We start from the raw sequence: 14,564 nt of genomic DNA on the forward strand, positions 1-14,564 counted from the left end.
TATATTTCACCTCCTTTATCCCCTCTGTTTTTGATATAAAAAAATCTTCTTTAGATCCTATAAGTTATAAAAACGGCTGATAATTTGATGGTGGTCAAATTGTGCGCGGCTATTTTCTATGCCAATCAAAAAAATTGATGTATATCAAGGCGAAAAATAAAAATAAATATTTTGAATCTGCTAGGTTTTACCAGTAATATTAGTTGCAGCTATATTAGTTAAAACTTAACAAAAAAATAACCGAAAAGGCACAAGTTTTTAACATGGCAACCTTTTAGTTACATTGTCATCGTTCTGGACGAAAAAGTGCTTCGGATTTGTGCAATAAGCATTAGTGTCTTCAGCCCGACACAAAAGGAGTTACTATGATCGACATAGTGGATTTATCGCGGTTACAATTTGCATTGACAGCGATGTATCACTTTCTATTTGTTCCATTGACTTTAGGTATGGCATTTTTACTCGCCATCATGGAGTCCCTCTACGTAATGACCGACAAGCAGATCTACAAGGACATGACCAAGTTCTGGGGTAAGCTGTTCGGAATCAACTTTGCTCTAGGTGTAGCCACAGGCTTAACCATGGAGTTCCAATTCGGTACTAACTGGTCCTACTATTCTCACTATGTAGGCGATATATTTGGTGCCCCTCTAGCCATTGAAGCCCTCGTAGCATTTTTCCTCGAATCCACTTTTGTAGGTTTGTTCTTCTTTGGTTGGGACCGATTGTCAAAAAGGCAGCACTTGGCGGTAACATGGTTAGTTGCGCTAGGTTCAAACTTTTCTGCATTGTGGATATTGGTGGCTAACGGATGGATGCAAAATCCGGTTGGCGCTGAATTCAACTTTGAATCAATGCGAATGGAAATGGTCAGCTTCGCGGAGTTAGTACTCAACCCTGTTGCTCAGGTTAAGTTCGTGCATACCGTAGCATCGGGATACACTTGTGGTGCCATGTTTGTTCTGGGTATCAGCTCATACTATCTATTAAAAGGTCGTGACATCGCATTTGCCCGACGCTCGTTTGCGGTTGCTGCTTCATTTGGTATGGCGTCAATACTGTCTGTTATTGTGCTAGGGGATGAATCTGGTTATGAACTGGGTGACATCCAAAAAGTGAAACTGGCAGCAATAGAAGCTGAGTGGCACACAGAAGAAGCGCCCGCGGCATTTACGGTATTTGGGTTCCCTAATCAAGAAACAATGAAAACCGATTTTGCCATAAAAATTCCTTACGCTATGGGTATCATCGCCACTCGTTCATTTGATACTGAAGTCGCGGGTATCTCTGAGCTTAAAGTTGAGCATGAAGAGCGCATCCGAAATGGTATGTACGCTTATGAATTGCTACAAAAACTGCGAGGTGGTGATAAGTCACAACAGAACCTTGACGAGTTTGATTCGGTTAAAAATGACCTCGGTTACGGTCTGTTATTGAAGCGCTACACCGATGATGTGGTTGACGCTACTGAGCAGCAGATCCAAGCGGCAGTAGATGACTCTATTCCAACCGTATGGCCACTGTTCTGGTCCTTCAGAATCATGGTGGCATGTGGCTTTATTATGTTGTTCGTCTTCGGTGCGGCATTCTTACAAACCTGTCGTCAAAAAATCGAACATAAACCTTGGGTATTAAAAGCAGCCTTCTTCTCCATTCCACTTCCTTGGATTGCGATTGAAATGGGATGGTTTGTTGCGGAATTTGGCCGTCAGCCATGGGCTGTAGGTGAGATTTTACCTGTAGATGTCGCGGTTTCTGCTCTGTCAGAAACAGACCTATGGATCTCGCTGTTTGCAATTATTGCACTCTATACCGTGTTCTTAATTGCAGAAGTATATCTAATGGTGAAATTTGCGCGTAAAGGCCCAAGTAGCCTTAAAACTGGTCGTTATCACTTTGAACAAGAGGGCAACTCTGTTCAAGATACCGTAAACCGACAAGTAGAAGCGTAAGCAGGGAGAATAGAATATGTTTGATTACGAAGTCTTACGTTTTATCTGGTGGGCACTTGTGGGTGTTCTGTTAATTGGTTTTGCCATTGCTGATGGTTTTGACCTTGGTGTAGGTGCATTGGTCCCTATTATCGGTAAAACGGATAATGAACGCCGAGTTATGATTAACTCTATCGCTCCACACTGGGATGGAAATCAGGTGTGGCTAATTACCGCGGGCGGTGCGTTATTTGCAGCATGGCCTCTGGTTTATGCGACATCATTTTCTGGTTTTTACTTTGCTATGGTCATTACACTAGCGGCATTGTGGTTACGCCCATTGGGTTTAGATTACCGTTCAAAGCTAGAGAACCAAAAATGGCGTAACAACTGGGATATCGCGATTAGTATCTCTGGGTTTGTTCCACCAATTATCTTTGGTGTGGCATTCGGTAACCTACTACAAGGTGTGCCATTTGTATTAAGTGATTTAATGATGCCTAGCTATCATGGCTCATTTTTTGGCTTGTTAAATCCATATGCTCTAGTTTGTGGTGTTGTCAGTTTGGCGATGTTCTTACTTATGGGGTCGACCTGGTTGCAAATGAAAACAACCGATGCGGTATATGATCGTGCTCGTAAAGTAAGTCAAATTGCGGCAATCGTGGTCGCAGCCCTGTTTGTCATTGCCGGTTTTTGGCTACAAGGCATCGATGGTTACTCAATTAAAAGTGAAATCGACACCTTGGCAGCTTCCAATCCACTGAACAAAGAGGTGGTTCGTGAAGCGGGCGCTTGGATGGTAAACTTTGAGAAGTATCCGTTAATGTGGATTGCACCCCTGCTTGGTGCGGTTATGCCATTGATCGCGATACTGGCTAGCCGTTTTGAGAAGTCAGGAATTGCTTTCCTTGCTTCAAGCTTAACGGTCGCAGGTGTGATTTTGACCGCTGGCTTTACTATGTTCCCATTTGTGATGCCGTCGAGCTTGGAACCTAGCCACAGCCTAACGATGTGGGACTCAACGTCTAGTGAGTTAACATTGCAGATTATGACAGGTGTTGCGGCGATCTTTGTGCCCATCATTTTGTCTTATACTGCTTGGTCTTATTACAAAATGTATGGTCGTCTTGACGAGCAATACATTGAAGATAACAAAAATTCACTTTACTAAGGAGCTGAAAATATGTGGTATTTCGCATGGATTTTAGGTGTATTACTGGCATGTGCATTTGGTATTGTGAATGCGTTGTGGTTAGAACACAGTGAGATGATGGATAAAGACAGTGAGTAAGCTGATTGACCAAGTTGTCAAAGCGCATCAACCTATTGAGAATAGTGCGCTGTTGCGCGCACTAATCTTTGTATTGGCGATTGGCCATGCAGGGCTTGTTATGTGGGAGCCAACGCTCTACGCACAAGCAATTGGTGGTTTTAATGCAGTGATTGCGCCTTTGTTGATTTGGTCGGTTTGTACTGGTGTGATTGTTGGCATCGGTTTTGTGCCTAGGGCATGGTTTTGGAAACTGTTTTTTAGTCCTTACCTTTCCTTTGCAGTGCTCTGCTACCTTACTATCCGTTATGTATGGGTATAAATAACCTGAACAAAATGTGTTGTTAAACAATCAATAGACCCTAGTAGCAACTTTCTGTTGGGTTAAAAAAACAGCAAACAGAAGCAAAGTTTTTGGCTTTGCTTCTGTTTTTTATCATTTCTAGAAAAAAAACTTTCTCAGTAGCGTACTAATCCCCTTTGATAAGGTATAGTTATCCATTATTTTTATTTTCGCTTTGGTACGAATAGTGCAGGGAATAACAACATCCGATTTTCAATGGCCTGTAACGGTATATTATGAAGATACTGATGCTGGTGGTGTCGTTTATCATTCAAACTATTTGAAATTTTTTGAACGGGCAAGAACGGAACTGTTACGCTCAGTTGGTGTCTCTCAACAAGGACTACTTGAACAAGAAGTTGGATTTGTTGTTCGTCATATGGACATTGATTTTATACAGGGTGCTAAATTGGATGATCAGCTAACTGTGGTCACTAATATCTCCGAATTGAAGCGAGCATCGCTGGTTTTTTGTCAGCAAATTGTCAATCTTGAAGGACGCACGTTGTGCAAAGCCTCGGTTAAGGTAGCATGCGTCAATAGTCAAAAAATGAAACCTCAAGCCATTCCAAACTCAATAATTGCGGAGCTAATAGCAGAGTGAACGCTGAAATATCAATTCTAGACCTATTTTTGCAAGCCAGCATGTTGGTCAAATGTGTCATGCTTATTTTGCTAGGCATGTCAGTGGCATCTTGGGCCATGATTATTCAACGCAGCAAGGTGTTGTCTACAGCAATAAAAGAAGCAAATGAATTTGAAGATAAGTTCTGGTCTACACAAGACTTGTCTAAGCTTTATCAAAATGTAAAAGAGCGAAAAAATGACATTTCCGGTACGGAAGAGATTTTCTACTCCGGCTTTACTGAATTTGCTCGACTAAGAAGAACATCCGGCTCATCGGGTGACTCGGTTATGGATGGGACGGGTCGTGCTATGAGAGTGAGTGTCTCAAGAGAAGTCGACTCACTAGAAACCAATTTGCCTTTCCTTGCGACTGTAGGGTCCATAAGCCCATACATTGGTCTATTCGGTACAGTTTGGGGCATCATGCACGCCTTTATCGCCTTGGGCGAAGTGAAGCAGGCGACATTAGCCATGGTTGCACCGGGTATCGCTGAAGCGCTAGTTGCCACTGCGATGGGGCTATTCGCTGCGATCCCTGCGGTAATGGCATATAACAACCTGAGTAACCGAGTCAGTAAGTTGGAACATACTTACGCCACATTCTCTGAAGAGTTTCATAGTATCCTTCACCGTCAAGCGATGAGCGATAAGGACTAAGCATGGCGGGTTATCAACCAAAGAAACGAAAGTTAACCGCGGAAATTAATGTTGTTCCCTATATCGACGTTATGTTGGTACTACTCATTATCTTCATGGTTACCTCCCCATTTGTTACCCAAGGGGTAGATGTTGAGCTACCCGCTACAGCATCCGCGAAACCCGCGTCAGAATTGGCAGGTGATGATAATGCCAGCTTTATTATTGTTGAAATAGACCAAGACGGTAATCTTGGTTTGAGTGTCAACAATGAAGATGTTCAGCGAGGACTATCATTGCAAGAGCTTATTGTCAGAGTGAAAGCGGAACGCTCAATATCAGCGACGTCACCTGTTGCGGTCGGAGGCGATGCCGCCACACCATATTCAGAAATAGTATTGGTGCTAGATGAGCTTAATCAGGCTGGAATTGAAAAAGTTGGCTTGCTAACGGATATCAAGGAATAAGTTAAGCGGCAGATGAAAAATAATAAAAATTTCACATCGGCAATCGTTATTTCAGTGACACTGCACCTTCTGCTTGTTGCTGCTTTGCTGTGGGGAACCGACTTTAATATGTCGAAGCCTGAACCGACAGGAAGCTTGGTGCAAGCGGTAGTCATCGACCCTAATATGGTGAGACAGCAGGCAAATGAGATTCGCAAGAAAAGAGAATCAGCAGCCAAAGTTGAACAAGATCGTTTAGATAAGTTGCGGAAACAGGCAGAGCAGTTAGAGAAGAACAGAAAAGCGGAAGAAGCCAGAATTCGTAAATTACAAGAAGATAAGTCTAAAGCCGATAAAGCGGCAAGAGAAGCAGAAAAGCAGCGCAAGGCTGAACAAGAAAAATTACGTCAAGAAAAAGAGAAACTGCGTAAAGAGAAAGATCAACTCGCAAAAGCAGAAGCTGAGCGGAAGAAAAAAGAAGCCGCAGTTAAAAAAGCGGAACAAGAGCGTGTAGCCAAGCAGAAAGCGGTAGCGAAAGCTGAAAAAGAACGTGTTGAAAAAGAGAAAGCGGTTAAGCAAGCTCAGGAAAAAGCGCGCATCGAAAAAGAGAAAGCCGCCAAAGCTGAAGCCGATCGCATAGCGAAAGAGAAAGAACGCGCCATTGCGGAAGAAAAAGTACGCAAGGAGCAAGAGAAACTCAAGCAGCTAGAAAAAGAGCGTAAAGAGCAAGAAGCTGCGTTAGGGGATATCTTTGCCGGTCTTGAACAAGAAGCGTCGCAAAACTCTAGCGCGAAGCAAAAATTTGTCGCTTCTGAAGTGGACAGGTATGGGGCGATTTATGCTCAGCTCATTCAAAGTAAATTATTAACGGAAGAGTCATTTCGAGGCAAATCATGCCGAGTTAATTTGCGACTGCTTCCAACGGGTAGAGACGCCATTCTTAGTGATGTAAAAGTGCTGGGTGGTGATAATAACGTGTGTAAAGCAACGAAACGGGCCGTTGCTAACGTAACCAGTTTTCCGCTGCCAGAAGATAAAGATGTGGTGGCGAAATTGAGAGATATAAATCTAACTGTTGCACCAGAGTAACAGGGAAGAGGGAACAGTAGTGATAAAGAAAATAATTGCAGGATTACTAATTGTTGTTGCTGGCTATGCCAACGCAGCTTTAGAACTGGTGATCACTGAAGGGGTTAACTCAGCAAGGCCTATCGCCATTGTGCCATTTCAGTGGCAAGGCAATAAACCGTTACCACAAAATATTTCGTCGATCATATCTTCCGATTTGCAGCGTAGTGGTAAATTTAGCCCGGTGGCGGTGAACAAAATGCCGCAAACGCCTTACACAGATAGTGAAATCAAATTCTCTTCTTGGATCTCTCTTGGCGTGGATGCTCTGCTGACGGGCACCGTTAGCCAAAATGCAGACGGCAAGTACGTTATTGATTATCAACTAGTTGATGTGGTTCGTGGCCAATTAACCAATGGGCAGAGTAAAGGGCTGGATGAAAACGGCAATTTGGTTTTGTCTAAAGACCATATTTTATTCCACAAAAAATCAATCCCATTAACTGCAAAGCAGTTGCGTAAATACTCGCACAAGATATCGAACTTTGTTTATGAGCAACTGACCGGTGAGCGTGGCGCGTTTTTAACTCGTATTGCCTACGTGGTTGCAAATGATGATGACAAGTACAAGTTTCAGCTACGAGTTGCAGATTACGATGGTTATGACGAAAGGTTAGTACTTCGTTCTAAGCAACCGTTAATGTCTCCGGCATGGTCGCCAGACGGTCGTCAGTTGGCTTATGTTAGTTTCCAAAATGGCCAAGCAGAAATATTCATTATGGATATTTATACCGGCAAACGAGAAAAACTGACCTCATTTCCTCGCCACAACGGCGCACCGAGATTTTCACCTGATGGCAAATCCTTGGCCATTGTGCTGTCAAAGACAGGCAGCCTTCAGGTTTACACACTCGACTTAAAAACCCGCAAACTGAAACAAATAACGCGCGGTAGATCAAATAATACAGAACCATTTTGGTATCCAGATGGTCGATCTCTTATATTTACCTCTGATCGGGGTGGTAAACCTCAGATTTATCGAGTAAATTTACAGGACGGTTCAACGAATCGTTTAACTTGGCAAGGTAGCCAGAATTTGGGTGGTCAAATAACACCCGATGGTCGTTTCATGATAATGGTGAATCGCTCATCAACAGGGTTTAATTTGGCGAAACAAGATCTGGAGACTGGGGCCGTTCAAGTACTCACTAAAACATTACTGGACGAATCTCCAAGCATTGCCCCTAATGGTGGAATGGTCATATACAGTTCGATCTATAGAAAGAAAAACATACTTTCTCTAGTATCGATAGATGGTCGTTTTAAGGCTAGATTACCGGCAACAAATGGGCGTGTTAGAGCTCCCGCCTGGTCACCGTTTTTGTAGCAACTAAGTTTTGATAAATAAGGAAGAAATAAAATGCAACTTAACAAGGTTCTTAAAGGGCTACTAATTGCGCTACCAATCCTAGCAGTTACAGCTTGTAGCTCAAACAATGAAGCAACAGGTTCTTCATCTTCGAGCACAAATAAAGATGGCAGTACAGTAGTAACGCCAGTAGGGCAAGACTCTCAACTTTCTGAGAAAGAACTAAAAGAGCAAGCTCTTCGTGAAAACCAAACAGTATTCTTTGCATTTGATAATGCAACTGTTGCGGGCAACTACGAAGACATGCTAGCTGCACATGCTGCATTCCTAAGCAAAGACCCATCTATCAAAGTAACAGTAGAAGGTCATGCTGATGAGCGTGGTACTCCAGAGTACAACATCGTACTTGGCGAGCGTCGTGCAGAAGCTGTATCTAAGTACCTACAAGCACTAGGTGTTCAGGCTGACCAAATCGCTATTACTAGCTATGGCGAAGAGAAGCCACTAGTTCTTGGCCAGAGTGAAGAAGCTTATGCGAAAAACCGTCGTGCGGTTATCGTATACTAATCAAGATTGAGGATAGACCTCATGAGCAGTAACTTAAAGCGAACTGTTTCGCTTACGTTACTGGTAAGTGCGGCGAATATTGCATTCGCCGCACCTGCTCCAGTATCAGAATTAAGCAGTACTACTTCTACCTCCTCGGTAACCAATCAAGCGACTTCCCCTGAAACTGATGTAGAGCGTTTAGAGCGCTTACTTCGTAATCGCGCTACTGTGCAACTTCAATTGCAACAGCAAATAGACGATATGACGGCGGAACTTGATGAATTAAGAGGCACGGTAGAACGAAATAGCTATGACATGAAGCAGATGCTTGAACGTCAAAGAGAGCTATTTATCGAATTCGATAAACTTCGTAATGAAGTTAAAACGCCAACCACTGCGGCTCCAGTTGATGCTGCAAAAGTAGAAGAAGGCACAACGGGCACATTTACTTCAGATGTCGATGAAGAAACGGCGTATAAAAATGCGGTTGATTTGATTTTGAAGAAGAAAGATTATACGGGTGCGATCGAAGCCTTTACGGCTTTCCAAGCAAATTTCCCTAACTCTAACTTTACGCCCAACTCTCACTACTGGTTAGGCCAACTCTACTTTGCTAAAAAGATGGACAAAGAAGCAGCTAAGAGCTTTGCTCAAGTTGTGACGTATGAGAAGTCGACCAAACGCGCAGATTCTTTGGTTAAGCTTGGTGATCTTGCTAAACGAAACAACCAGCCTGATCAGGCTAAACAGTATTATCAGCAAGTGATTAAAGAGCACGCGAATAGCGCATCAGCAAAAGCGGCACAAGATAAACTAAAGTAGTGTATACACTTAAGCTCCTTAAGGTTGCTTGAGTATCGTGGTGTCATTGATCACCAATTAAAAATAGGGCCAGTAGCAGCAGTCGTTGCTCTGACCCTATCTCATACTTAAATCTAGTTAAGTTTTGTTTAAATTGGGTATACAATGCTCGGATTATAGGAAGTTGCATAGAGCAAGAGCAATGAGTCACATACTTGATTTGATTGAAACACCCGTATATCCCTTTCCTGCAAAACCGATCCCTCTTACAGATGAGCAAAAGAGTGCTCACGTTGAAAACATCTCTCGTTTACTCAAAGAGAAAGATGCGGTACTGATTGCCCACTATTACACTGATCCTGAAATACAGGCATTAGCTGAAAGTACAGGAGGCTTTGTTGGTGATTCTTTGGAGATGGCTAAATTTGGTAACCGTCACCCCGCCAGCACTCTGATTATTGCAGGTGTGCGTTTTATGGGAGAGTCGGCCAAAATTTTAACGCCTGAAAAAACCATTCTAATGCCGAACCTTGAAGCGGAATGCTCACTAGATTTGGGTTGCCCAGCGGACAAGTTTACCGAGTTTTGTGATGCTCACCCTGATCATACCGTAGTGGTGTACGCCAATACGTCTGCTGCAGTAAAAGCGAGAGCCGACTGGGTCGTCACCTCAAGTATCGCCTTAGAAATTGTTGACCATCTTGATGCAGAAGATAGCAAAATAATCTGGGGTCCCGATCGTCACCTAGGCTCCTATATTGCCAATAAAACCGGTGCAGAAATGCTGCTGTGGCAAGGGGAGTGTGTTGTTCATGATGAGTTTTCTGCGAAAGCATTGAAAGATATGAAGGCCCAGCATCCAGACGCGGCGATTCTTGTTCACCCTGAATCACCAGCCTCAGTTGTTGAGCTGGCAGATGCGGTGGGATCAACCAGCCAACTGATTAAATCGGCGAAAGAGTTACCGCACAAAAAGCTTATTGTTGCGACAGATAAAGGTATCTTCTTCAAGATGCAGCAGTTGGTTCCGGAGAAAGAGTTAATGGAAGCTCCTACTGCTGGCGCAGGAGCCACATGTAGAAGTTGTGCTCATTGTCCTTGGATGGCAATGAACGGATTAGCAGCAATAGAAAATGCCTTAACGGAAGGGGCAAGCGAACACGAAATTTTTGTCGATGAAGAGATAAGAGTGAAATCGCTCATTCCACTTAATAGAATGCTGGACTTTGCCGAACAGTTGCAATTGCAAGTAAAAGGTAACGCATAGCCGCGTCACTTTTTTCAATTAGACATTTAGCCGAATGAGAAAAAGGTTAAATGAAGTTAAATTAAAAAATGGCCACACTGATTCAGTGTGGCCATTTTATTTAACTGCGTTTTATTGTTCGTATTATGCTAAAACAAGTGAAAACTATTGCTGCTCTGCTAACGTAACTCCACGCTGAGTTAAACCACACAACATGGTTGGAATCGCGTTGTAAATCTCTTCAAACTGCTCCAATCCTTCCATACCGTGCTCTTTTAATGTCATTAATGATGTTTCAGGATCAAACAACATGCTTAATGAAAGAATCACACCGCCAAGTAAGGCATTATCTTCACTATTTTCTGGCATCAATGTTTCCCAGTCATCTCTCGCCAACTGCCAGCCTTGTAATGCCCCTTCAGTAAACTCTTTTGTTGCTGAAGAGACAATCTCTTCTTCATCGAGCGTGCACCCTTCTGGCCACTGCCAAGTGCCTTCAAGTAGGGCAGGGCGAGCTTTATTCCACATCGCAATAATGCAATCTGCGTAATCTTCTAATTGTGCCGGTTCTTGGAAAGGGGCGATCTCTTCACCTCCCCATAAAAACGGTAGCCATTCAGTCGGATCCAATACATTTGGCGCTGCTGCCATCGCAGTAACAAAACCATAGGTTTGTGCTTCGCTCAGTAATTTGTCTTGCAGTTCTGGTTGCTCAAGTAGTTGTTGTAAGGTCAAAGTGTTAATCCATGAGTGAATATTAATTCGATTCTAGCATAAGCATGAGCCACTCTTCATTCGGCGTAAGAGAAAAAACCATTCTTAGCACAAATTTTTGACGGTATATCTAACTGTAATCGATCAGTCAAAGTAGTGAATCTATCTGGTTCTCAATTCAAATATAGTGAAAAATTCAAAACAAATGTTGAAAAATGGAATTTAAAACTGCTATAAATCTGTTTTAATAGCGCATGTGACTGGGTAGTAATCACAAACCCAGTTAAATGTTTTGGCTATTTGCATATTATGCAGTTAAATATATCGGTGGTGAGTGAAGAATGAAAGCGCGCAGTCCTTTTAGCGTTAGAAATGTCGCAGCAGACATGTTTGCAATGGTGGTTTTCTGCTTTGTGACAGGAATGATTACTGAAGTGGTTATCTCAGGAATAAGTTTTGAAACCTCATTAGCATCACGCACACTCGCCATACCCGTTAATATTTTGATCGCGTTACCGTATGGGATATTTCGAGATAAGATAATGAAATTGGCGGCAAAACTATCGACAACTCGATTAATGAAAAATGGCGCAGACCTTTTTGCATTTGTTGCGTTTCAGTCTCCTGTTTATATCGCTATTTTGATGGTAGTTGGAGCGAGTGAGGAGCAGATTATTGCTGCAGTAACGAGTAGCATCGCTATGTTTAGCGTACTGGGTGTACTTTACGGTTACTTTCTTGATGTGTGTCGTCGCTGGTTTCGCGTACCGGGATATTATCAGCAAGTATAGCTGCTTGAGTATATTGTGGAATTAATTGGCATTGAAATAGACACAGGTGTACTATTTCTTAGTTAACTAAAAATTTCATAATGAAGGAACAGTAGTGAAAGCAGAACAGCGACACAATGAGATTGTACGTCTTGTTGAACTAAATGGAGAGGTTAATACCGACGAACTAGTTGAGTTGTTTAATGTTAGCCCTCAAACAATTCGTCGTGATCTAAATGAGTTGGCTGAAGAGAATAAACTTCGCCGTACCCATGGGGGGGCAACTAACTCATCCAGCTCCGAAAACTCAAGTTATAACAACCGAAAAGTGATGCACCCGAAGCAGAAAGAACAAATAGGTGCTACCTTAGCGAGACATATTCCAAATGGGTCAACGCTGTTTATTGATATTGGAACTACTCCCGAAGCCGTTGCTCGTGCATTAACGGTTAGCCATTGTGATTTAAGGGTGGTAACCAACAACATCAATGTCGCCACCATATTGATGGAGCGCAGTGATTTTAAAGTCATACTCGCCGGTGGAGAAGTTAGAAATATTGATGGTGGTGTAACGGGTGAAGCGACGCTAGATTTCGTTTCTCAGTTTAGACTAGACTTTGGTGTTTTAGGCATCAGTGGTATCGATTTTGATGGCTCGTTACTGGATTTTGATTACCATGAAGTAAGAGTGAAAAAGGCCATCATCGAGAATAGCCGCCAAACCATTCTTGGTGTCGATCATTCGAAATTTGGTCGTAATGCTATGGTAAAACTGGGTAACCTAAAGGAAATTAACTTAGTGATTACTGATCAAGCTCCGCCAGAGCCGTTGGCGTCCATTCTGGAAGAGAGTGATACCATCATTGAAATAGTGAACTTATAGCCTGAGTTCGCTCTGATTTAACGTAAAACGCGTTAATGGGAAACTGAATTAGAAGACTAAGCTCTGGCAATGATCAGGGCTTTTTTATGTCCTTTCGTAAACCGCTAGTCATATAATCAAGTGACCTCAAGGTGCTTGTTCAGCGAGAATGTATTGGCTGCTGATCAAGGCACTGATTTGAAGGCATAGTCATTCTACGGCAAGAATCAGTATAGCTGCCCCCAATAAATAGCCTCACTGTTTTTCGGCCCTGAAAAAGAAAAAGCTACTATAGCGAATATAGTAGCTTTTGATTATGTAGGGAGAAGTGAGATTATGCTGAAGCGTTTGCTTCTTCTAATCTTTCTTGCTCTTCTTTTTCTTTATGGAATTTTTTCTCACCGAAGTATGCGTAAGCAAGACATAGGATAGAGATACCACAAGACGCTGTTAGAAGGATGAAACCGCCGTCCCAACCAAAGTGGTCAACGGTGTAACCTAGCACGGCGTTAGCCGCAACCGCACCACCTAGGTAACCAAATAGACCAGTTAGACCCGCCGCAGTACCTGCTGCTTTTTTCGGTGCTAGCTCTAGAGCGTACAAACCGATAAGCATTACAGGACCATAGATTAAGAAACCGATAGCAACCAATGCCGCCATATCGATACCAGGGTTACCCGCAGGGTTAAACCAGTATACAAGTACCGCAATTGTTACTAGTACCATAAATAGGATACCAGCTGGAGCACGACGACCTTTAAACCATTTATCTGAAATCCAACCACACAGTAGTGTTCCTGGAATACCAGCCCACTCGTACAAGAAGTAAGCCCAAGAAGATTTATCTACACTGAAATCTTTTGCTTCAGAAAGATAAGTTGGAGCCCAATCCAGTACACCGTAGCGAATCATGTATACAAATGCGTTAGCAATAGCGATAGACCAAAGCAACTTATTGTTGAAGACATACTTAAAGAAAATTTCTTTCGCTGTCATCTCTATTTCGTTGGATTCACTGTAGTTATCAGGGTAGTCATTTTTGTACTCTTCGATTGCAGGAAGACCACAAGATTGAGGTGTATCACGTAAAGTGAACCAGATAAAAATAGCAACCAGAGTGGCAAAGAATGCAGGAACATAAAATGCCGTGTGCCAATCATCATTAAATAGCCATAGGCCCAAGATGAACATAGGACCAATTAAACCACCACCAATGTTATGTGCAACGTTCCAAACAGAAACTAAGCCACCACGCTCTTTACGTGACCACCAGTGCACCATGGTTCTACCACACGCAGGCCAGCCCATGCCTTGGAACCAACCATTCAGGAATAGCAAAACGAACATCGCGGTCACACTGCCAGTTGCCCAAGGCATAAAGCCAAAGCAGAACATTACAGCGGCGGACATTAATAGACCAAAGCTTAAGAAGTAACGAGGATTAGAGCGATCAGAAACACTACCCATTAAGAACTTAGATAAACCATAAGCAATAGATACAGCAGAAAGAGCTACACCTAATTGACCACGAGTAAATCCTTGCTCAATAAGAAACGGCATTGCGAGGCTAAAGTTTTTTCTTACAAGATAGTACCCAGCGTAACCGAAGAAGATTCCCATAAATAGCTGCCATCTGAGGCGCGTATAGCTAGAGTCAATTTGACCCTCAGGTAGGCGCTCAATATGAGCTTTAGGCTTAAATATACCAAACATTATGAATGACCTATATTAGAGTTATTGGATGTAAACGAACTGTATATGTTCGAACGAGCAAATTATGCCTTACTGAAAAATAAAATTTGCGAGCTAGATTCACTTTATTTATTTCACGGCTAAAAATATTAAATGACTAGTAAACATGTAACTTAATAGTATTAATGGCTAATTTTTGTATGTTAAAATTTATTAAATTCGTTACAGAAATATGA

16 protein-coding genes are annotated in these 14,564 nt (G+C 42.5%); 14 read left to right on the forward strand and 2 right to left on the reverse strand.

The window, feature by feature from the left end; all coding sequences use genetic code 11:
• Window positions 1-365: 365 nt before the first annotated feature.
• From cydA to nadA, 12 genes are all read left to right on the forward strand, one after another.
• Window positions 366-1,952, forward strand: coding sequence for a cytochrome ubiquinol oxidase subunit I (gene cydA / locus CHJ_RS05215; RefSeq protein WP_171753025.1), 1,587 nt, complete (start codon window positions 366-368; stop codon window positions 1,950-1,952).
• Window positions 1,953-1,968: 16 nt separating this feature from the next.
• Complete coding sequence (cydB, locus tag CHJ_RS05220) at window positions 1,969-3,105, forward strand: cytochrome d ubiquinol oxidase subunit II (protein WP_317917052.1); 1,137 nt, start codon at window positions 1,969-1,971, stop codon at window positions 3,103-3,105.
• 12 nt (window positions 3,106-3,117) lie between these two features.
• The gene (cydX, locus tag CHJ_RS05225; protein ID WP_171753023.1) at window positions 3,118-3,225 is read left to right on the forward strand and encodes a cytochrome bd-I oxidase subunit CydX; all 108 of its coding nucleotides are present in this window, start codon (window positions 3,118-3,120) and stop codon (window positions 3,223-3,225) included.
• A complete protein-coding gene (gene ybgE, locus CHJ_RS05230; protein ID WP_171753022.1) occupies window positions 3,218-3,526 on the forward strand; it encodes a cyd operon protein YbgE in 309 nt (102 codons plus the stop codon). The genes cydX and ybgE overlap by 8 nt, the downstream gene beginning before the upstream one ends.
• A 208-nt stretch (window positions 3,527-3,734) precedes the next feature.
• Entirely contained in the window at window positions 3,735-4,151 is a 417-nt protein-coding gene (gene ybgC / locus CHJ_RS05235) for a tol-pal system-associated acyl-CoA thioesterase (RefSeq protein WP_411861537.1), read from the forward strand.
• Entirely contained in the window at window positions 4,148-4,831 is a 684-nt protein-coding gene (gene tolQ, locus CHJ_RS05240) for a protein TolQ (RefSeq protein WP_171753021.1), read from the forward strand. The genes ybgC and tolQ overlap by 4 nt, the downstream gene beginning before the upstream one ends.
• A gap of 2 nt (window positions 4,832-4,833) precedes the next feature.
• Entirely contained in the window at window positions 4,834-5,277 is a 444-nt protein-coding gene (gene tolR / locus CHJ_RS05245) for a protein TolR (protein WP_171753020.1), read from the forward strand.
• Window positions 5,278-5,289: 12 nt separating this feature from the next.
• A complete protein-coding gene (gene tolA / locus CHJ_RS05250) occupies window positions 5,290-6,345 on the forward strand; it encodes a cell envelope integrity protein TolA (RefSeq protein WP_171753019.1) in 1,056 nt (351 codons plus the stop codon).
• Between the two features lie 19 nt (window positions 6,346-6,364).
• Window positions 6,365-7,711 carry a Tol-Pal system beta propeller repeat protein TolB gene (gene tolB / locus CHJ_RS05255; RefSeq protein ID WP_171753018.1) on the forward strand — a complete coding sequence of 449 codons (1,347 nt, stop codon included), beginning with the start codon at window positions 6,365-6,367 and terminating at the stop codon, window positions 7,709-7,711.
• Between the two features lie 33 nt (window positions 7,712-7,744).
• Window positions 7,745-8,260 (forward strand): peptidoglycan-associated lipoprotein Pal, encoded by a 516-nt coding sequence (gene pal / locus CHJ_RS05260; RefSeq protein ID WP_171753017.1) that lies wholly within the window; start codon window positions 7,745-7,747, stop codon window positions 8,258-8,260.
• Window positions 8,261-8,281: 21 nt separating this feature from the next.
• Window positions 8,282-9,064 carry a tol-pal system protein YbgF gene (gene ybgF, locus CHJ_RS05265; protein WP_317917053.1) on the forward strand — a complete coding sequence of 261 codons (783 nt, stop codon included), beginning with the start codon at window positions 8,282-8,284 and terminating at the stop codon, window positions 9,062-9,064.
• A 181-nt stretch (window positions 9,065-9,245) separates the two neighbouring features.
• Window positions 9,246-10,310 carry a quinolinate synthase NadA gene (gene nadA, locus CHJ_RS05270; RefSeq protein WP_171753015.1) on the forward strand — a complete coding sequence of 355 codons (1,065 nt, stop codon included), beginning with the start codon at window positions 9,246-9,248 and terminating at the stop codon, window positions 10,308-10,310.
• A 144-nt stretch (window positions 10,311-10,454) separates the two neighbouring features.
• Here the strand turns inward: nadA and CHJ_RS05275 are convergent, their stop codons facing one another.
• The gene (locus tag CHJ_RS05275; protein ID WP_171753014.1) at window positions 10,455-11,024 is read right to left on the reverse strand and encodes a UPF0149 family protein; all 570 of its coding nucleotides are present in this window, start codon (window positions 11,022-11,024) and stop codon (window positions 10,455-10,457) included.
• Between the two features lie 320 nt (window positions 11,025-11,344).
• Between CHJ_RS05275 and alaE the strand changes: the two genes are divergently transcribed.
• Together alaE and CHJ_RS05285 are read left to right on the forward strand one after the other, a co-directional pair.
• Window positions 11,345-11,794, forward strand: a complete 450-nt coding sequence (gene alaE, locus CHJ_RS05280) for an L-alanine exporter AlaE (protein ID WP_171753013.1) — start codon at window positions 11,345-11,347, stop codon at window positions 11,792-11,794.
• A 94-nt stretch (window positions 11,795-11,888) separates the two neighbouring features.
• Window positions 11,889-12,656, forward strand: coding sequence for a DeoR/GlpR family transcriptional regulator (locus CHJ_RS05285; protein WP_171753012.1), 768 nt, complete (start codon window positions 11,889-11,891; stop codon window positions 12,654-12,656).
• Window positions 12,657-12,969: 313 nt separating this feature from the next.
• Here the strand turns inward: CHJ_RS05285 and glpT are convergent, their stop codons facing one another.
• Window positions 12,970-14,349, reverse strand: a complete 1,380-nt coding sequence (gene glpT / locus CHJ_RS05290; RefSeq protein WP_171753011.1) for a glycerol-3-phosphate transporter — start codon at window positions 14,347-14,349, stop codon at window positions 12,970-12,972.
• Between the last annotated feature and the right edge of the window lie 215 nt (window positions 14,350-14,564).

This window comes from Vibrio sp. MACH09 (genome assembly GCF_033238805.1).
In the GTDB taxonomy this organism is placed as follows: Bacteria; Pseudomonadota; Gammaproteobacteria; order Enterobacterales; family Vibrionaceae; genus Vibrio.